Raw genomic sequence first — 19,195 nt, 5'->3', positions numbered from 1 at the left:
CGTCCTGTTGAGGCGCCCCCCTTCCCGCGCTTTGCCCGCTGAAGCATCCGTGCCCTCCCGGTCACCGGCCCTGCCGCCGGCCCACTGGACCGACACGACCTCGACCGAGCCTGCGCCGTCGCGCATTGCGTCTCGGCCGCGGGCTCGGCCGTGGGTGGTGGAAGGCTCCGGAGTCCGCAGCCGGTCACAGGACGTGCTGGGCGCTTCGCCACTCCCGTGGTGACTGACCGACGTGCTGCCTGAACAAGCGGGAGAAGTAGTACGGGTCGGCCACGCCGCACCGCCGGGCGACCTGGCCGACCGTGAGGCCGGTCGTGCGCAGCAGCTCCTGTGCCCGGGCGATCCGCCGTGCGGCGACCCAGCCCATCGGCGAGGTGTCGAGGTGCCTGCGGAACCGGCGCGTGAGCGTCGCGACGCCACAGCCCGCCACGCCGGCCAGCTCGCCGATCGTGAGCTGATGGTGCAGCTCCTGGTCGACGTACTGCAGCACGCGGCGCAGATCGTCGGGGACGAGCGCCCCGTACAAGGGCCCGGCCGCTCCGAGCGGCTCCGACAGCTCATGGAGGACCAGCGTCCCGAGCGCCCCCATCAGCCCCTCGTCCGGCACGCCCCGCCGGAACACCTCGACCGCGTACAAGGAGACATCCACCAACCGCGGGCGTTCCTCGGCGGAGGAGACCACGACCGAGCCGCCGGAAAGGACAGTGCCGTCGCGCCGCCACCCGCATCCCGTGAGCGGGTGGTCGCGGTCGTGCGGAACATCGGCCACCACCCGGTGCCCGGGATCGTGCTCGGGGATGAGATGCACGCCGACGAGCAGGAACGGGTCCAGCACGTCGGCGGCATACCGGATCGACCGCCCCCACGGCAGGATGAGAAGCACTCCGGCCCTCATCACATGTCGCTGTCCGTTGACCCAGACCTGGCCGCCTCCTCTACGGCACAGGAGGACCATGCGTGACTCGACCCGCGCGTGCCGCAGCCGCCGGCCGGGCTGGAACTGGTACATGTTCGCCTGGCTCACGACCGGCAACGGCGCCCCACTGACCATGAGCGGACGGTCCGGCACCCGTGCCTCCGATGTCATCGCCCACGCGCACGGAGCCGCGGACTTGTGAGACGGAGCGTCACATCGGCAGGACGAGGTTCAGCTGCGCGCCGGGCTCCAGCGTGTGCACGAGATCGCCCTGGCGCAGCTCCACATGTCCGGTGGGACGAGCCGACCAGCGTATCGCCTTGTCGTCCCGCCGCCACGACACCTCCACCGTTCCCCCGCCGGGAAGCGGCAGCCGACCGGACGCCCCCGTCCGCTCGCCGGCGAGCAACTCAAGGCGCAGCCCGCCGTCGGGCTCCACCCAGAGTCCGAGCAGCATCCGCGACAGCAGCCACGTCGGGGTCCCGGACCACTGGTGGCACCGGCTCCACCGGGGGTCGAAGTTCTCCCACCATGTCGTGGCTCCCTGGTCGAGCAGCCAGCCGTAGAGCTCCTCGATCCGTTCGAGCACCTCATGCGCCCGGCCACGACGGGCCAGCTCGATGAGCGAGAAGTGCAGGAAGTACGGCGTCACGAAGCGCTCGCCCGTGGCGAGGTGGCTGGACAGCCGTGGTCCGGTGGCGTCGAGGGGGAAGCAGGAGTCGAGGTGGTCGAGCACCAGCTGCACGGCGGCCGGCTCGGCGCTCGACGGCAGGACTCCGGCGCGCAGCGCCAGGGACGCCGCGTGGTAGCCGAGCGGTTCGGCGGACGTACGACGGGTCAGCGTCTCGCGCAGCGCCGCGGCGGCCTCGTCGACGGCCGCGGTGGCGCTGTGTCCCACCTCGCGCAGCCAGCGGACTGAGGCGTCCAGTCCGTCGAGGGCCAGCAGCGAGATCGACAGGCCGTCGTCGGCGGCGCCCCAGTCCACGAACGGCCACGGCAGAGGCCCCTCGATCCCCTTGGGGCCGAGGCGGGCGCAGAACGCCGCGGCGTTGCATGCCGCGGCCGGTGCCAGCTCGCTGAGCAGCTTGCGGCTGCCGGCGAGCGCGGCATGCCGCAGCACCGCCCCCGGCCACAGCGCGGAGTACGACGCGAGGTGCCGGACGGCGCCGGGCCCCTGACCGGCCACGAACCCGTCGTCATCGGCGCAGCCGGCCGCCATCCGCAGCGAGCGCTCCACGATCCGCAGATCCCCGTGCGAGACGGCGGCGATCTCCATGCCGACCACGGCATCGCCCAGCCACTGGCCGCGCTCGCGGACCGGGCAGTCGACCAGGGCGTCCTCGGAGCAGGCCCGCAGCGTGTCGACGCCGACCTGCCAGATGCGATCGAGCCGGGGAGAGCCGGTCGCCAGGCTGCCGACCGGGTCGGCGGGGGCGCTGCTGCGCTCGTCGAAGCGCAACGCCCCGATATGGACCGGCGAGGCCTCGGCCAGCACGTGCACCTCGACCCAGCGCCCGGCGCGGGGAGTCACCGGCCCCAGCCGCTGCTGCCCGCCGGCGGCGACGTAATGGTCGAGGTTCGCCGACAGGCCGTTGCTCATCGAGATCCAGGGCGTGACCCGGCCATCGACGAGGTCCTCGCTGTAGAGCAGATCGACGGTGGCGCCCGGGGGCGCGCTGATCTCGACACTCGGGCGCCCGAGCCGGACGCGGCCGAGGTCGAAGCGCGCCCACACCCCCTGCGCGGGCACCTGCCCGTCCGGCGCCAACTGCCGGGCGAACACCATGGCGGCCGGGTCGTCCTCGGGAAGCAGCAGGCGCTCGGCACACTCCCCCTGCGCCACCCGTACGGCGGTGAGGGGCGTGAGGGACACCGCTGGGCCCGTGTCGGGAGCGGGGACCGGCAGGCCGGGCACCGTTACGGCGGGCGCCCACGTGTCGACGGCGGCGGGGCCTGTCCACGCCGGCAGCTCGCGCATGTCGCACCACTCGACGAAACCGAGGTTGTCGTTGACGCGGCGGACCCCCGGCCGGAACGCCCGCAGCGGCGCTGCCCGCCAGTCGAGGCCTGGGTGTCCCTCGACCTCGACCCACAGGTGCGGCGCCACGACCGCTGCCTGTTCGGTCGGCACGCCCGGGTGCACGATGTGGAACGCCAACACGTGCGGACCGGGAGCGAGGTGGAGCGCCATCTCCACGTGCTCCGGGCGGTCGGCGGGGGCGCGTGGCGGTCCTTCGGCGACGGGCTCGCCGTCGACGTGCAGCACCGCCCACCACGAAGCGGAGAAGCGCACGACGAGAGGGCGCTGCTCCGGCAGGTCGACCACCGCGCGGATGCCGACGTGCGCGTCGATCTCAGGCGCGCCATTGGTCCACAGGTGCGTCATGTCGCCTCCCGGCAGTTCGTGTCGACAGGCCGCACGGCGACGGCGACGGCGTCGAACCGGTCGGGTAGGTGGAGCGTGAGCTCACTGCCTCCCACCAGTTCCCGCGGTGCCGCTCCCGCCGGGAAGGTCCGGACGTGGTAGCGCTGTCCTTCGCGCAGCCCGTGCGGGCGCACCCGCAACCGGTCGTCCTCGGTGTCCTGCCGCCACACCCCGAGCAGGCAGCCGGCCGGGGAGAAGACCTCCAGAGCCGTCAGCGCCTCGGTGCGATGCGGCGGCTGCTGGGGGCCGTGCCGGCGCACCGACGCCTTCGCGAGCAGGTCGGCCGAGGCGTTCGCGAAGGCCACCGCCTCGACCATCAGCGCCCGTTGGTCCTCGCCGAGGCGGTCCACGGGCCCACTCAGGGTCATGCGCCCGAGCAGCCCTGCGACCAGTCGGTATCGCGTCTCGGCGAGGCTCAGGTCCGGCTGGAGCACGGCCCAGCTGACGGCCTGCGAGGGGTGCAGTACGTCCAGCACCGCACGCAACACGTTGGGGAAGCTGCGCCAGCCACCGATCCAGTGGCCGTGATCGCTGACGCTGCCGAGATGCGTGCGCGACAGCAGGCCGTAGCTCGTACGCCCACCGCCGCTCGCGCAGTTCTCCAGTACGACGTGCGGATGCCGGGCGCGCAGCCCGTCGAGCACCGCCTGCCAGCCCGCGGCAAGCTCCAGCGCGCCTTGCCCCGGTCCGTGCGGCGGCGCATCCGGTCCCGGTACGACCTCGGTGTTGTAGTCGAACTTGAAGTACGCGTAGCCGTGCTCGACGAGCCCGTCCAGCACCCCGGCCAGGTGGTCGCGGACCTGTGGCTGCCGCAGATCGAGGAACGCCCGGCCCGCGTCGAGCAGCGGCCGGCCGTCGCGCTGCAGCAGCCAGTCCGGGTGCTCGGCCACGAGGCGCGAGGCGACCCCGGCGACCTCGGGTTCGAGCCAGATGCCCGGTACGAGCCCGGCGTCGCTCAGGTCTCCCGCCAGGGCTTTCATGCCCGCGGGGAAACGGCTCTCGTCGTGCGTCCAGTCCCCCGCCAGGGTCCACCAGGTGGCGATCTCCCCCTCGGGCGTCTGCGGTGAGTACCACCCGGCGTCCAGGACGAAGGTCTCGACGCCCGTGCCGGTCAGCGCGGCCGCCTGGGACGCGACGGTGGAGGCGTCGAGGGTGTTCATCGTCGCGTGGTACTCGTTGTAGACGACACCGCGCCGCGGTTCCCGCGGTGCCTGGTGCAGCCAGCGGTGCCGGTGAAAGGCGTCGACCACCTCCGCGCGGTCACCCTCCACGGCACCGACCACGACCGGCACCGTGTCCAACTGCTTCCCCGTGCCCAGCACATGGCGCCAGTGCCCACCGGCGTAGTCGGGGCCGCCGGCCTGCGTGTAGACGGTGCCGGAGTCGGCGCCGACCTCCATGCGCCAGCTGGCGGCGGCGTCGACCTGCATGCCGTACGAGATGCCCGCCGCGCGGTCCTCCAGCATGTAGAACGGCAGCACGTGCTTCGACGACCAGGAACCGGTCGTCTCCACCGACCAGGCGTTGATACAGGACTCCGGGTACAGCCCGATGTCCGTCACCGGCCGCGACCGCAGGGTCCCCTCCCAGCACCAGCCACCGTCGTAGGTGTGCAGCCACAGGGCGTCGAAGTCGCCGTGCGCCGCCAGGCCGCGCAGCATTCCGCTGCTGACGTGGTCGACGGTCAGCGGCACCTCGGTCGCGCGGACGCTTGTCCAGCGGGTCAGGCAGGAGGAACCCGGCCTCGCCAGGAAGTGCAGGTCCATCTCCAGACCCTGGTCGCCCGAGGAGCTGAGCACCACGTGCAGGCCACCGTCCCCCAGCCGTTCGGCCCGGTGGCTTTGGACCGTGGTGCTCTCTGTGCTGCCGCAGCCCGTCCACCGGGTGCCGTGCTGAGGGAGCGGGCGGTCGTCCCCGGCCAGTTGCAGCTCGACCTCGGCGCCGAGCCGACCGCCGCGCAGCTGCTTGAGTTCCTCGGCGCCGAGCCGGTGGCCCGGGCCGAACGCGACCTGCCGCGCCGTACCGGCGATGTCGACCGCGTGCACCACGCCTGCGGTACTGAGCAGCAGGAGCGACCCGTCGACGTCGAGCTCGGGGCGCGTCACGGCCGCCGCCCCGGGGTGGCGCCGCGGCCCGTCACCGGGAGTCTCATACCCCCACCTCCATCGAGGAGCGAATGCGGGTCAGCGCGTCGGCCAGCGGCGCGTCGAGGAAGAACATGTCGTTGCCCGCGGTGGCGGACCCTCCCGGCGCGATGGCCCCGAAGCCGCTGGCCGCGTGGATGCAGGAGTACTCCCTGTTGTGGAACAGGAACGCCGCCGGACGGCCGACGGTGGCGACGGTCCGGCTGCCGTCGCGGCTGCACACCGCCACCCACGGGTCGAGGACGACATCGGGCGTGGCGTGGAAGGCGGAGACGAACGGCAGGTCCGTCGCGGGGGGCGCGCCGGCGGTCGAGTAGAACTGCACGGTGGGCCGGGTGCTGTGCCGGCGCGGCACGGAGAGCAGGGGCACGGGTTCGCCGGCGATGCCGGTGAAGTGCCGTTCGCAGTCGTGGTCCCTGACGTCCCGGGCGCCGCCGCAGGACAGGCAGTTGAAGGCCAGTGCGTTCTCCCAGTGGCGGTCGCTCTCGTTCTCGAGGGTGTACGACACCACGACGGCGTCGTCCAAGGACAGGTCGACCCTCATCTCGTAGGCCAGCTCGCCGGGTCGGCGTCCGGTGGCCCGCCACATACGGGCCTCCTGCCGCTGCCACTGCGGCACCAGCGTCGTGTACCAGACGGCGGATGCGGCGTCGCCGATGGCCTCCGGAAAAGCGAGCGAGAAGCGGGCACCGGGAAAGGCGGGTACCTCGCTCAGCCAGGCGCTCATGGTCCCCGCGATGGGCTCGAACTTCATCGTTTCACTCCTCAGCGGTTTCGCGCGACGCGGAAGCCGATGTAGTCCGTGCGGTTCAGCGCCCAGCCCGACTGCCCGACCGCGGCCACCCGCAGGTTGGCCGGCAACGTCGTCACCCAGCTGCCGCCCTTGACGACCGCGGTCGCGGGGTCGGGTTGGTCGGCGGTCCACTCGGCGACGTTGCCGGACAGGTCCAGGACGCCGAACGGGCTGGCTCCGGCCGGCAGCGATCCCACCGGGGCGGTCCGATCGGCGTCGTAGTGGGCGTGCGACGGCTCCATCTCGTCACCCCAAGGAAAGACGCGGTGTTCGTCGGCCCGCGCGGCGCGCTCCCATTCCGCCGCCGACGGCAGGCGCACACCGGCCCAGGTGGCGAAGGCCTGGGCGTCGTGCAAGTTGACGTGCGTGACGGGGTGGTCGGCCGAGTCCTCCGGCGGGGTGGGGCCTTGCCACCAGTCGGGTGCCGCGCCGCCGCCGTCGGCGACGAAGAACGCCCACTGCTCGTTGGTGACGGGCGTGCGGCCGATGTCGTACGCGGGCAGCTCGACCCGGGCGGCGGGCAGTTCGCCGTCGAACCAGGACGGGTGCACTGCGAAACGCTCGGCCAAAGCCTCGACCTGCGTGCTCAGCGTCCCGGTCTGCGCGGTTCCCGGCGGGATGGGGACCAGATCCAGCTCCAACTTGCTGCTCGGCACAGTGCTCCTCCTCGTACGGTGACCCACAGGGTTCGGTCCTTCGCGTCCGGTCCGCAAGGCCGGAAGGGTAGGGCGTCCCAGACGGCGGTCGCCTGGGGAGAACGGCGGTGCCGCCTGGTGAGAGCGAGCGTGCCGTCGGGACGCGTTCACCTCCGGCACGCTCGGGTCTCGTTCGCCCGCTCTAGGCCCTGTCCGGGCGATCTCCGCGGGCCCGCGCTGCCTGGCACGGCACCTCCCTGCGTTGTCGGAGCGCGCAAGTACGGCCGAGTACGAGCTGCGCCCCTCCGCCTTGCGATGCACCGCACCAGACAACGCGACCTGATCCACGAAGACCGCCCGGACAGGACCTAGTAGTCGATGGTCAGCGTCGACTGCTGGGCGTGGCGCATCTTGATGAACGTGGTGCCGTTCGCGACATGCTTGAACCCTTCCGGCGCGGCGTCGAGGTCGGTGACCGGGCCGAGGCTGCGGCCGTCGACCTGGACCGAACGCGGGGTGGGTATTCCGGTGATGAGAAGCTGCGACACCTGCCCCGGGAAGAACCCCAGCCTGGCGGTCAGCCTCGATGATGTGCGCTCGGCGCCGAGCACGTCGGCGGCGGTGGAGATCCGGGTGTTCGGATGCATCAGCGCGGTCTGCACGTCGACGGGGCGACCGAGAAGCATGACCATGGGTTTGAGGATGTCGTCGGGGTTGAGGTCGAAGTCCTTCACCGGCGTGTTCGGGACCAGGAGCCAGCTGTCCGGGTAGCCACCCTTGTACGGCTCGGTGGTCCGCTGCTGGTGCAGCGCGCTGATCACGATGGCCTCGGCTATCCGGCGCCAAGGGAACCCGCCGATGTCGGCCGGCAGGTGGAACGGCTTGGTGCAGCTCGGGTCGGCGGAGGCGTCGAGGAGACTGAGCAGGAAGTAGGCGTACACCAGGCCCACCCACTGCACCGGTCGGCCGAACCACGGGATGGTGAACATCGTCGCGCCGTAGTCGGAGATGGACGCGTACGGCATGTACGGCCGGTCGGGTGCCGACCACGCGTACAGGAACGGCAGTCCGGTCCGCGCCCAGTAGACGGCCCGGTTCAGGTACCGGGTCTCGCCGGTGAGCCGGTACGCCTCGGTGTAGGCACCGATGCCGTACGCGGAGCCCAGCAGCGTCGGCGTGTGGATGGGCATTTCCCAGACACCCACGCCGCGTGGCACGTTGAACTGTTCGATGAAGTCGAGAGCCCGCATACCCGCCTGATGGGCGACGGTGTCTCCGGTGAGCCGGGCATAGCGCAGGAGGCCCTGAGCGTGGACGGTCGAGACGCCCATGATCTCGGTTCCGCGTTCACCCAGGATCTCGTCTTCCGCCTCCTTGGGGTTGAAGGCCCAGCCGCCGGACGGTCGTTGCGTGCGGATTCTGGCGTCCCTGTTCTTCTCGAACTCGGTGATGGCGCCTTCGAGGTTGCCGAGGTAGAACGGCGCGTGGAACCAGCCGCTGTACGTGCCGTCCGTGTTGCCGAGCGCGCTGCGACCGTTGTTGGTGAGGACGCTGACGACGAATTCGTGCACCCGGTTGAACACGGCCGTGCGCTCGTTGGCGTCCGTGGTCAACAGTCCGGCGATATGCAGGTTCACCCCGTACGGCACGTATTGCAATGCCTTTTGACCGGACCACGCCGCCCACCCCTTGACCGCCGGATCCCAGAAGGACTTGAGGTAGGCGTGCCGGACGAGCGCGAGCTCGTCCTGCCAGCTGAATGGCATCGTGCCGGGCTCGGGGACGCCATGCAGCGAGTACCAGTCCTCGACGGCGGTGAGCACGTCGTCGGAGGGGTTGACGATGAAATCGGCCTTGACGGACAGCGGCCGGCCGGCCGCGGCGGAATAGGGTGTCGTCGCCCATGGCGCGTTCTCCGGGACCGGGTTGGGAACGGCCGGGACGAACAGTGAGAGCAGATGGTTGGCCTGCCCGGCGAGCCAGTTCGGTGAGGCGAACCGTGCGCTGGGGTACCGGTTCTGGCCGTCCCACTGCTGGTTCGTGTCCCAGGCGACCGACACGGTCGACCCGCCGCCGGAGATCGCCATCACCGGGACCGTGATCCTCAACGGATGCGGTGCGATACGGAGGTTGTCCGGTGGCCAGACATCGAGGGTGCTCGACGATCTCTCTCCCGCGACGAGCCATTCCAGCCCGGGGAAGAGCCCCATGTGTTTGGGCTTGCCGAAGCTGCCCTCGCCGGCGGTGAGCGAGGGGCCGCCGAAGGCGAGCAGTCTCGCCTGACGATCGGGCGTGATCGAGTACGTGGCCTGGACGGCGCGTGCGGCTGACCCGGCGTCGTCGGAAACGGGCCTGACGGCGAGCCGCAGTTGCGAGGACCATCGCACGCCGTCGGCGTCCGTCACCTGCCCCGTCAAAACGACATGGTCAGCGGCCACTTGAGCGGTGTCCGGAACGATCGGCATCAGCCGGACGCCGTCGGCTGCCGGACCGACGAGGTAGCTGAGCGGCTGCGACGTCGCCATCCGCTTCCACTCCTGGCCCGTCCTGACGTCGAGGAGGAGCTGTGTATAGCCGCCGGATCCGCGAACGACGATCGCCCGGACGTTCTTGTTCTGCAGGTGCACATGCCCTGCTTGGTCCTGGAAGACATGCACACCGCTGGGCCACCAGTGCGCGGACGGGGGCGGCACCGGGACGATGGGCAGGATCGCGCCGAACTGCTGGCGGCTGCCGGGTACCTCCATGTCGAACGTGGCCACGCCGGGTACGTCGACCGTCGGGCGCGCCGTCCACAGCAGTTGAGTCTTGCCGTCGGGTGCTATGACGGGGGCGTGCTGAGTCGCGCCACCGGTGACGAGGGTCACCCCGCTCGGGAGCGCGATCTTCGCGGGGAAGGCCGTGGACGGTTCGCCGCCGACGTTGGACAGCTGGACGGCCAGGGTGACCTCTTCGCCGGGGCGTACGGAGCCCGGCCGTACGATCAGTGGCGCGACCGCGATTCTGGCCCCGAGTTGCTCGATGCGGATGTAGTCGAACTCGATCTGGGCGCCGTCGGCGCCCGGCGGCTCCCGGTCCAGGCGGAACACCTGCACCGTTCCCTGCTGCCACAGCGCGTTCTTCGCCGCGAGGTCCACCGTGTATTCGTGGAACGCTCCGTCGGCCTTGATCGGTATCTCGATCAGCTTGTCCACGCCGAGCGTCGGGGACTTGTCGGTGGCGAAGTAGACCGAGATGCTCTCACCGGCGGTCGCCCGCATCCGGAACCGGAGGATGCGGTCGCGGATGCCGTTGAGGTGCAACGGCGGCGCCATCATGTAGGGGTCGGAGCCGGTGACGCTGGTGCTGAGTGTGCCGCCGCGCACGACGAACGGCGCCAGGCCTTTCGCCGCCGTCCATCCTTCGGCGTCGCCGTCCTTGTTGAATTCCCACCCCACGGCTGTGCCGGTGGTGGTGATCGGCTGGATGAACAAGCCCCGAGCCGAATCGAACTCCCAGGGCGCGGTGTCAGCGCGCTCCGCGGCACCGGCCGGTGTGACCCGGAAGAAACCGCTGCCGAGCACGGCGACCGTGCCGATAGCGCCGTACTGTAGGAATTGCCTTCGTCCGATGCCGTTGGTGCCCATGGTGCGGTCCTTTCGTTTCAGGCTGGCTGGAGCTGTCTTGGCCGCGAGGCCGGCGGAGGTGGCCGTTCGGGCTTCCATCGGATCGTCTCCGCGGCTCCGGCCGACTGGACGAGCGGCCCATCGAGCCGGGCGTCGCGGACAGTTCCGCAGCCCATTCGGCTGTCTGATCAGCCGCGGCCGGGTTCTACTTGCCGGTGCCGCCGCCCGCAAGCCCGCCCTGCATTCCGGCGAGGAAATGTTTGGACAGGAACACGAAGAGCAGCAGCAGCGGGATGCTCGCGATGGCGTATCCCGCGAACAGCGGACCGTATTCCGTCGCGTGCTGAGTCTGGAAGAACTGCAGACCCGCCGACACGGTGCGCAGATCGTTCTCCGTGGCGGTGAGCAAGGGCCAGAAGAAGTCGTTCCACACGCCGATCACGGTCACCAACGCGACGGTTCCGACCACGGGGAGCGACAACGGAACCATGATGGAGACGAACATCCGCAGCCCGCCGGCGCCGTCCACACGCGCGGCGTCGAAGAGCTCCTGCGGCAGCTGCTCGACAAACGTCTTCATCAGCAGGGTTCCGAGCACCGCGCCGCCTACGAGGTGCGGGATGACGAGGACGATGCGGGTGTTGAGCAGCCCCATGTCGCGCATGAGCACGAACATCGGGATCAGACTGGAGATGCCCGGCACCATGAGCAGCACCGCGACCAGCCCGAAGAGCACGTTCCTTCCGAAGAATTCGTAACGGGCGAAGACGAACGCCGCCACCATGCACAGCGCGAGCGCTCCGACACCGGAGGCGATCGCCACGACCACTGAGGTGACCAGGTACGGCTGGATCTGCTCCCAGGCCCTGGCGTAGTTGTCGAAGTGGAACGGCAGGCTGGGCATCCACCACGACTCGTAGTACTGCTGGTTGGTCTTCAGCGACGTCATGAGCATGAAGAGGAACGGGAAGAGCCCGACGAACGCGATGACACTGAGCACGCCCTTGATCGCGAGCTGGTTGCCGCGCCGACGTCCGCCCGACGTGGCCGGCCCCGCCCCGGTTCGCCCCGGTTCGCTCCGGTCCGGGGCGCTGGGCCGGCGGAGCTGGAGCTCAGAGTCGACGGACATCGGCCCGGTCCTCTCTTCTGACGAACACGATGATGACGCTCAGGAGGATCGTCATGACGAACAGCGTGGTGGACAGCGCGGCGGCATAGCCCCACTCGCTGCCCTGGAACGCCACTCCGAGCATGCGGAGCACCGGCACCTCGGTCGCGTTGTCGGGTCCGCCTCCGGTGAGCAGGTACGCCGCGAAGCCGTATTGCAGGACGTTGATCGTCGCCAGGAACACCAGCAGTTTGAGCTGGCTAACCATCAGCGGAAGGTCGATCGCGAAGAGCCGCCGCAGCCGGCCGCAGCCGTCGAGGGCGGCCGCCTCGAAAACCTCGGCCGGGACGTTCTGCAGGGTGGTGAGAAACACCAGGAACGGAAGTCCGGCGACGAACGGGAAACCGATGAACAGCAGCGACAGGAGCGCGAACTGCGGATCGCCCACCCAGTTCTGCGCCAGAGCGTCAAGTCCGACGGCTCGCAGTACGCGATTGATGACGCCGTTGTTGGGTTCGTACATCGCTGCCCAGAGCAGGACCGTGACGACTCCGGGAAACGCCATGGGCGCGATCAGGGCGGTGCGGAAGAAGAACTGCGCGCGCTTGCTCTTCAGGCTGATGATGAGCTCGGCCGCGAGCAGCGGAATCGCCCACGCCACGGTGATACCGAAGACGAAGATGGCACCGAGATTGCGGAACGACCGCCACCACAGGCCGTCGTCCAGCATGGCCCTGTAGTTGTCCAGTCCGACGAAGGGCGAGTCGAAGCCCGGCCGCCATTCGTAGAACGAGTGCCAGATCCCGCTTGCCGCCGGGTAGTAGGCGAACGCGGCCAGCGTCGTGAAGAGTGGCATGAGGGCCAGATAGGCAAACCAGGGAAAGCGTTTCCAGCCCCTCGCCATCACTCCTCCTTCCGGGCGTCGCGCCTCGTCCTGTACCGGGCGAGTCGCCCGCCCGCTGTTTCCGCCGGCCTCTACTTCGCCCAAGGCTCGTTCCCCCACTTGCCGTCCTTGACGGCCTGGCGTTGCCCATCGATCCACAGGTCCTGGAGGTAACGCTGCTGCTCCGGGAGTGACTTCGTGCCCAGCAGCCATCCGTCGACGAGGCTGAGCCTGGTCACGCCCGGCGGCCCGATGGGCATGACCAGGGGGACCTGGTCGCCCCAGCTGCCCTCGGCGAACATCTTCGTCTCGTCGGCGCCGGAAGCGCCCTCGACCGCGGGGATGCCACCGGTGGCGTTCAGCCAGGGCTGCACGTTCTCCGGCGCACTGACGAACTGCAGGAACTTCACGGCGGCTTCGAGCTTCTTGCCCTTGACGGTCGACGGAATCATGTAGTTGGTGCCGCCGACACCGGCCCCGAACCGCGCCGGAGCGCCATTGGCGAGCGGCGTGGACTCCTCGGTGATCTGTGGGAACGGCATGCTGCCGAAGTCGAACTTCACGTCCTGCAAGGAGGTGACACCGAAATTGACGCCCCACGCCATGCCGGCCTTGCCGGCCGCGAAGTCACGCAGTCCGACCACGGCACCGTTGAGCCCCTCGGTGTTGCCCGACCACTGCTTGTCGACGCAGGAGTCCCACACCTTCTTGAGGAGCTGGAGGGACTCGACGGCCTCGGGGGTCTTCGGCGTCAGATCGCCGGAGAGCACGGCCTTGGCGAGCGACTTGTTGGTAACGACGGGTTCGCCCGTCGCCGACGTCGCCTTTCCGGGTGTGCCGTCCGCCGTGTAGACGTTGAGCCGATCGACGTGCTTGTCGAGCAACATCCCGCTGATCGCGGTCATCGTCCAATCGGGGCCCAGGTCGGACCGGTCCATCGCGAGCGGTGTGTAGCCGGCCCCCTTCAGCTTGGCGCACCCATCGATGAAGTCCTCGAAGGTCTTGAACGGCCCCGCCAGCCCCGCCTTGTCGAACGCCTCCTTGTTGTAGAACAACCCGGTCCCGGCCAGGTTGAAGGGCACGAATTCAAGCTTGCCCTCAGCGTTGCGGAGCGCCGGATTCTCCGGGCCGTAGTAGCGCTTGCGGAAGGCGTCGGCCCACTTCTCGCTGCCCAGTCCGGACCTGATGTAGGGGTTGGGTTTCGCGAGGTACTCGTCGAGGGCGTGCACCATGTGCGGCTTGTGGGGTACCTGACTGAACACCAACTCTGGTGCGGTACCGGCGGCAAGGTGCGTGGAGATCGTCTGCGCGAAGCTGTTCAGCGGCAGGACGACGGTCTTGACCTCGATGTTCGGCTCCTCCTTCTGGAAGGATGCGACGAGGTCCTCCCACGGCTCACCGAACGACGAACCGCTCTCGCTCCACTGGTTCGGGCCTTCCAGGGTGATGGTCACGGTACCCTCGGACGACGAATCGTCCCCGCCGGAACCGCAGGCGGTCAGGCTCAACGCCAGGGCTGCCGTGGTTGCGGTCAGGCGCACCGCGGCCGAACCTCGCGACCGCAGGAATCCGCTGTGTGATCGTTCGCTCAAACCCAATCTGAGCATGTGTACACCCTTCTCAGCCCCGTGACTGCGCAGTCCGGGAGTGGGCCTCAAAGACGCTCTGGATCGTTTCAATCGACTGGGCGTGAACGTAGGGCCGCGCTCCAGCCACTGTCAATACAGTGACCGGATTCACATAAAACCGCTGCTGCAGGCGTAGTTGGCGGGCCGCGTGAGGGACCGGCCTCTCACTCACCGACGTTCGCGGGTTCGCCACGGCGGCGAGCGTCACGGCCCCTCGTCCGCCTCGAACGGCATGGGCAGACCTGCGTTACCTGTCGCGAATGGAGCAAGAGGACCGCAAGGCTCAAGCCCGTCCGCGCCGGCGGCAATCCTGACGCTGCGCGGCGGGACCACGGGGGCGGACTCAGGTCAGGACCGCGGCATGCTCGACCTGCGCACGACGAGCTCCGGCTGGAGCACGATGCCGGTGTGCTGATGGTCGTGCTCCGGGTCCGACGGCTCTAGCTTCTGCAGCAGGAGCCGTGCTGCGAGACGGCCGATCTCCGCGGCCGGATGGCGCACCGAGGTCAACGGGATAAGGCTCGCCTCTGCGAACTCGATGTCGTCGTAGCCGACGACGGCAAGGTCGTCCGGGACACGCACGCCCGCATCGAAGGCCGTCTGCATGACGCCCAGGGCCAGGAGGTCGTTCGCGCAGAAGACGGCCGTCGGTCGGGGCGAGAGGCCGATGAGCCGGGCCCCGGCGTCCCGGCCGGCGCCGACGTCCAGCTTCTCGGCTGGGATGTCGACGATCGCGTCGGCGCCGAGCCCCGACTCCTCCACCGCGCGGACAAGGCCCTCACGCCGATCCCGGACCTGCTGCAGATCACCGGAGCCACGCACGTAGGCGATACGCCGATGGCCGGCGGCGAGCAGGTGCCGGCCCGCGAGCTTGCCTCCCAGGACGTCGTCAGCGGCCACTGAACAGGCGGTCCGCGCGTCGACCGCCCGGTCGACGATGACGAACGGGATGTTCGCGCGTCGCAGCGCCTCCCATGGTTCACCGTCAGACGCGACCGGTGCGAACAGGACACCACGCAGGCGCTGCTCGACGAAGAGCGACAGATAGGCCTGCTCGGCCGAAGCGCTCTCGGCGCTGTTGCACACCATCACTCCGAGGCCGGCTTCGACGGCCACCCGCTCGGTGCCCTGGGCGAGGACGGCGAAGAAGGGGTTCCCGGTGTCCATGACCAGCAGCCCGAGCATGCGGCTCCGGCCGGCACGCAGTTGCCGCGCCGACTCGCTGCGGACGTACCCCAGCAGGTCGATCGCCGCGTGGACACGGGCTCGGACCTCACTGGAGACACGCTCGGGCCTGTTCAGGACGTTGGAGACCGTCCCCACGGAGACGCCCGCCTGGCGCGCCACGTCCTTGATGCCCACCATTGCCGACCGTCCGTTCGCCTCGAATCCGTGTGCTCGCCATCCTAGGTCGCCACCACACCATCCTCGGTGAATCCTTTCACGACAGATCACTCGCACTCTCTTGACCACTCCACGGATACATGCTTCCGTAACGATGAAACGATTCACTACGCCGACGCGGTACAGCGCGGCCCTGGTTCCGAGGTTGCCCAATGACTGTCGTGCGGGACGCCGTGAAGGCCGCGCTCAAGGCCCAGACCATCGAGACGCCCTCCTGGTGCTACGGGAACTCAGGCACCCGCTTCAGGGTGTTCGCCCAGCCCGGTGTCCCCAGGACGCCGTGGGAGAAGCTCGACGACGCCGCGAAGGTGCACGAGTTCACCGGCATCGCCCCGAAAGTCTCCCTCCACATCCCCTGGGATCGTGTCGACGACTACGCCGGGCTCGCCGCGTATGCGAAGGAGCGCGGCCTGGAACTGGGGGCGATCAACTCCAACACCTTCCAGAACGATGACTACCGGCTCGGCAGCGTCTGCCACCCGGACGTGAAGGTGCGCCGCAAGGCCGTCGACCACCTGCTGGAGTGCGTCGACATCATGGACGCGACCGGCTCGTCGGACCTGAAGCTGTGGTTCGCCGACGGAACCAACTACCCCGGCCAGGACGACATCGTGGCTCGCCAGGACCGTCTCGCCGCTGCTCTTGCCGAGGTGTACGAGCGGCTCGGTGACGAGCAGCGCCTGCTCCTGGAATACAAGTTCTTCGAGCCGGCCTTCTACACCACCGACGTCCCGGACTGGGGTACGTCCTACGCCCACTGTCTCAAGCTCGGGCCCAAGGCCCAGGTTGTCGTGGACACCGGCCACCACGCGCCGGGCACCAACATCGAGTTCATCGTGGCCTTCCTCCTGCGCGAGGGGAAGCTCGGCGGCTTCGACTTCAACTCCCGCTTCTACGCCGACGACGACCTGATGGTCGGCTCGTCCGATCCCTTCCAGCTGTTCCGGATCATGCACGAGGTCGCGAAGAACGGCGGCCTCGCCCCGGCCGCGAACGTCGCCTTCATGCTCGACCAGTGCCACAACATCGAGGCGAAGATCCCGGCCGTCATCCGCTCCGTGATGAACGTCCAGGAGGCCACCGCCAAGGCCCTCCTCGTCGACCTCGACGCGCTCGCCACCGCCCAGCGCGACGGTGACGTCCTCGCCGCGAACGCGGTGCTGATGGACGCGTACAACACCGACGTGCGCCCGTCGCTGCGCGAAGTCCGCGAGGAACAGGGGCTCGCACCGGACCCCGTCTCCGCGTACGCCGCCTCCGGGTGGCAGGAGCGGATCGCCATCGATCGTGTCGGCGGCCAGCAGGCCGGCTGGGGAGCCTGACCACGCGGCTTCCCACCGCTCGGTCCGCAGGACCGGATGATGCCCGCCCCCTCAGGGACGCCTTCCTTCCCCTTCCCGCACACTTCGACTCTGAAGGACCGATCACACATGGCCACCCACCCCGAAGTCGCCGCGCTCCTCGGCCGCGCGCACCGGCTGGGCTCCGACCCCCGCAACACCAACCACGCCGGCGGCAACGTCTCCGCCAAGGGCACTGTCACCGATCCCGTCACCGGCTCCGACACGGAGCTGATGTGGGTGAAGGGGTCCGGCGGCGACCTCGGCACGCTCACCGAGGACGGCCTGGCCGTGCTGCGCCTCGACCGGCTGCGGGCGCTGAAGGACGTGTACCCCGGTGTCGAGCGCGAGGACGAGATGGTCGCTGCCTTCGACTACTGCCTGCACGGCAAGGGCGGCGCCGCCCCGTCGATCGACACCGCCATGCACGGCCTGGTGGACGCCCCGCATGTCGACCACCTTCACCCCGACTCCGGCATCGCCCTCGCCTGCGCCGCCGACGGCGAGAAGCTGACGGCGGAGTGCTACGGCGGAAAGGTGGCCTGGGTGCCGTGGCGCCGGCCCGGCTTCCAGCTCGGTCTGGACATCGCGGCGATCAAGGAGGCCAGCCCGGAGACCGTCGGCGTCGTCCTCGGAGGGCACGGGATCACCGCCTGGGGCACCACCTCCGAGGAGTGCGAGGCGAATGCCGTGTGGATGATCCGCACGGCGGATGCCTTCCTCACCGAGCGGGGCGGGAAGCAGCCGTTCGGCTCGCCCCTGGAAAGCCACGCGCCGCTGGGTGAGGAGAAGCGCCGGGAACGGGCCGCCTTGCTCGCGCCCGTGATCCGCGCTCTGGCCTCCCAGGACCGCCCGCAGGTGGGGCACTTCACCGACTCGGAGGTCGTCCTCGACTTCCTCGCCCACGACCAGCACCCTCGCCTGGCGGCCCTGGGCACGTCCTGCCCCGACCACTTCCTGCGGACGAAGGTGCGCCCGCTGGTCCTGGACCTGCCTCCCACGGCTCCGCTGGCCGAGGCCGTGGCCCGGCTGAGGGAGCTGCACGCGGAGTACCGGGAGGAGTACGCCGCCTACTACGAGCGGCACGCCGGTCCCGACTCGCCCGCGATGCGCGGCGCCGACCCGGCGATCGTCCTCGTTCCCGGCGTCGGCATGTTCTCGTTCGGCAAGGACAAGCAGACCGCACGTGTGGCGGGCGAGTTCTACGTCAACGCGATCAACGTCATGCGCGGTGCCGAGGCGGTGTCGGCGTACGCGCCGATCGAGGAGGCGGAGAAGTTCCGGATCGAGTACTGGGAGCTGGAGGAGGCCAAGCTGCGGCGAATGCCGAAGCCGAAGCCCCTCGCGACCCGGGTCGCTCTGGTGACGGGCGCGGGCTCGGGCATCGGCAAGGCGATCGCGCACCGGCTGGTCGCCGAGGGCGCCTGTGTCGTGGTCGCCGACCTGAACGGCGAGAACGCCGCCGCCGTGGCCGAGGAGCTGGGCGGCCCGGACAAGGCCGTGGCGGTCACCGTGGACGTCACGTCCGAGGAGCAGATCAGCGCCGTGTTCCGCAAGGCTGTCCTCGCCTTCGGCGGTGTCGACCTGGTCGTCAACAACGCCGGCATCTCGATCTCCAAGCCGCTGCTGGAGACGACCGCGAAGGACTGGGACTTCCAGCACGACATCATGGCCCGGGGCTCCTTCCTGGTCTCCCGCGAGGCCGCGAGCGTCATGATCGAGCAGGGCCTCGGCGGCGACATCGTCTACATCGCCTCCAAGAACGCCGTCTTCGCCGGCCCGAACAACATCGCCTACTCCGCCACCAAGGCCGACCAGGCCCACCAGGTGCGGCTCCTCGCCGCCGAACTCGGGGAGCACGGCATCCGGGTGAACGGCGTCAACCCCGACGGGGTCGTGCGCGGCTCCGGCATCTTCGCCGCAGGCTGGGGCGCCCAGCGCGCCGCCACCTATGGCATCGAGGAGGAGGAGCTCGGCACGTTCTATGCCCAGCGCACCCTCCTCAAGCGCGAGGTCCTGCCCGAGCACGTCGCGAACGCGGTCTTCGCCCTCACCGGCGGCGACCTCACCCACACCACCGGCCTGCACGTCCCCGTCGACGCCGGCGTCGCCGCGGCCTTCCTTCGCTGAGGGCCCTCTGATCGCCCTGGGGCGGGTGGCTGACGCACTCGCCCCAGGTGCCTCCACTGACGCACTCGCCCCAGGTGCCTCCGCGGACCGGCGGCGCGTTGCCGTACGGGAACCGGCCCTGACACGGTGCCCGCCGGGCGCCGCCGGTCCGCCCCTTCTTCCCTCGTTGTTCCTCGACGAGCCG

Annotated in this window: 13 protein-coding genes; 3 read left to right on the top strand and 10 right to left on the bottom strand. The window is 69.8% G+C overall.

Going from position 1 to position 19,195, the window contains the following annotated elements:
- Positions 1 to 184: 184 nt before the first annotated feature.
- Positions 185 to 883, bottom strand: coding sequence for a helix-turn-helix transcriptional regulator (locus ACWDX7_RS11215; protein ID WP_451490197.1), 699 nt, complete (start codon positions 881 to 883; stop codon positions 185 to 187).
- A 70-nt stretch (positions 884 to 953) separates the two neighbouring features.
- On the opposite strand from ACWDX7_RS11215, the gene ACWDX7_RS11210 reads away from it, so the two are divergent.
- The gene (locus ACWDX7_RS11210) at positions 954 to 1,118 is read left to right on the top strand and encodes a hypothetical protein (RefSeq protein ID WP_451490196.1); all 165 of its coding nucleotides are present in this window, start codon (positions 954 to 956) and stop codon (positions 1,116 to 1,118) included.
- A 9-nt stretch (positions 1,119 to 1,127) separates the two neighbouring features.
- Here the strand turns inward: ACWDX7_RS11210 and ACWDX7_RS11205 are convergent, their stop codons facing one another.
- From ACWDX7_RS11205 to ACWDX7_RS11165, 9 genes are all read right to left on the bottom strand, one after another.
- Positions 1,128 to 3,302 (bottom strand): family 78 glycoside hydrolase catalytic domain, encoded by a 2,175-nt coding sequence (locus tag ACWDX7_RS11205; protein WP_451490195.1) that lies wholly within the window; start codon positions 3,300 to 3,302, stop codon positions 1,128 to 1,130.
- On the bottom strand, positions 3,299 to 5,446 hold the full coding sequence (locus ACWDX7_RS11200) for a glycoside hydrolase family 36 protein (RefSeq protein WP_451490194.1): 2,148 nt from the start codon (positions 5,444 to 5,446) through the stop codon (positions 3,299 to 3,301). Before ACWDX7_RS11200 ends, ACWDX7_RS11205 begins: the two co-directional genes overlap by 4 nt.
- A gap of 43 nt (positions 5,447 to 5,489) precedes the next feature.
- The gene (locus ACWDX7_RS11195; protein ID WP_451490193.1) at positions 5,490 to 6,239 is read right to left on the bottom strand and encodes a hypothetical protein; all 750 of its coding nucleotides are present in this window, start codon (positions 6,237 to 6,239) and stop codon (positions 5,490 to 5,492) included.
- 11 nt (positions 6,240 to 6,250) lie between these two features.
- Positions 6,251 to 6,934 (bottom strand): formylglycine-generating enzyme family protein, encoded by a 684-nt coding sequence (locus tag ACWDX7_RS11190; protein ID WP_451490192.1) that lies wholly within the window; start codon positions 6,932 to 6,934, stop codon positions 6,251 to 6,253.
- Positions 6,935 to 7,281: 347 nt separating this feature from the next.
- Positions 7,282 to 10,617, bottom strand: a complete 3,336-nt coding sequence (locus ACWDX7_RS11185; protein ID WP_451750230.1) for a hypothetical protein — start codon at positions 10,615 to 10,617, stop codon at positions 7,282 to 7,284.
- Positions 10,618 to 10,723: 106 nt separating this feature from the next.
- Entirely contained in the window at positions 10,724 to 11,647 is a 924-nt protein-coding gene (locus ACWDX7_RS11180; RefSeq protein ID WP_451490190.1) for a carbohydrate ABC transporter permease, read from the bottom strand.
- Positions 11,631 to 12,614: a carbohydrate ABC transporter permease gene (locus ACWDX7_RS11175; RefSeq protein ID WP_451490189.1), complete on the bottom strand. Its 984-nt coding sequence runs from the start codon at positions 12,612 to 12,614 to the stop codon at positions 11,631 to 11,633. The genes ACWDX7_RS11180 and ACWDX7_RS11175 overlap by 17 nt, the downstream gene beginning before the upstream one ends.
- The gene (locus tag ACWDX7_RS11170; RefSeq protein ID WP_451490188.1) at positions 12,602 to 13,963 is read right to left on the bottom strand and encodes an ABC transporter substrate-binding protein; all 1,362 of its coding nucleotides are present in this window, start codon (positions 13,961 to 13,963) and stop codon (positions 12,602 to 12,604) included. The genes ACWDX7_RS11175 and ACWDX7_RS11170 overlap by 13 nt, the downstream gene beginning before the upstream one ends.
- A 522-nt stretch (positions 13,964 to 14,485) precedes the next feature.
- Positions 14,486 to 15,502, bottom strand: coding sequence for a LacI family DNA-binding transcriptional regulator (locus ACWDX7_RS11165; RefSeq protein ID WP_451490187.1), 1,017 nt, complete (start codon positions 15,500 to 15,502; stop codon positions 14,486 to 14,488).
- 191 nt (positions 15,503 to 15,693) lie between these two features.
- On the opposite strand from ACWDX7_RS11165, the gene rhaI reads away from it, so the two are divergent.
- Both rhaI and ACWDX7_RS11155 read left to right on the top strand, forming a co-directional pair.
- Positions 15,694 to 16,863, top strand: a complete 1,170-nt coding sequence (gene rhaI / locus ACWDX7_RS11160; protein ID WP_451490186.1) for an L-rhamnose isomerase — start codon at positions 15,694 to 15,696, stop codon at positions 16,861 to 16,863.
- Between the two features lie 39 nt (positions 16,864 to 16,902).
- The gene (locus ACWDX7_RS11155; protein ID WP_451490185.1) at positions 16,903 to 19,011 is read left to right on the top strand and encodes a bifunctional aldolase/short-chain dehydrogenase; all 2,109 of its coding nucleotides are present in this window, start codon (positions 16,903 to 16,905) and stop codon (positions 19,009 to 19,011) included.
- The last annotated feature ends 184 nt before the right edge of the window (positions 19,012 to 19,195 follow it).

The sequence above is a fragment of the Streptomyces sp. NPDC003034 genome, from assembly GCF_053591375.1.
This window is presented reverse-complemented; position numbering and strand designations above follow the sequence as displayed.

Excerpts from the sequence above, each read along its gene's own strand:
- ACWDX7_RS11210 (WP_451490196.1), top strand. The coding sequence starts at position 954 with ATGCGTGACTCGACCCGCGCGTGCCGCAGCCGCCGGCCGGGCTGGAAC.
- ACWDX7_RS11205 (WP_451490195.1), bottom strand. The coding sequence starts at position 3,302 with ATGACGCACCTGTGGACCAATGGCGCGCCTGAGATCGACGCGCACGTC.
- ACWDX7_RS11195 (WP_451490193.1), bottom strand. The coding sequence starts at position 6,239 with ATGAAGTTCGAGCCCATCGCGGGGACCATGAGCGCCTGGCTGAGCGAG.
- ACWDX7_RS11185 (WP_451750230.1), bottom strand. The coding sequence starts at position 10,617 with ATGGAAGCCCGAACGGCCACCTCCGCCGGCCTCGCGGCCAAGACAGCT.
- ACWDX7_RS11180 (WP_451490190.1), bottom strand. The coding sequence starts at position 11,647 with ATGTCCGTCGACTCTGAGCTCCAGCTCCGCCGGCCCAGCGCCCCGGAC.
- ACWDX7_RS11165 (WP_451490187.1), bottom strand. The coding sequence starts at position 15,502 with ATGGTGGGCATCAAGGACGTGGCGCGCCAGGCGGGCGTCTCCGTGGGG.
- rhaI (WP_451490186.1), top strand. The coding sequence starts at position 15,694 with ATGACTGTCGTGCGGGACGCCGTGAAGGCCGCGCTCAAGGCCCAGACC.
- ACWDX7_RS11155 (WP_451490185.1), top strand. The coding sequence starts at position 16,903 with ATGCCCGCCCCCTCAGGGACGCCTTCCTTCCCCTTCCCGCACACTTCG.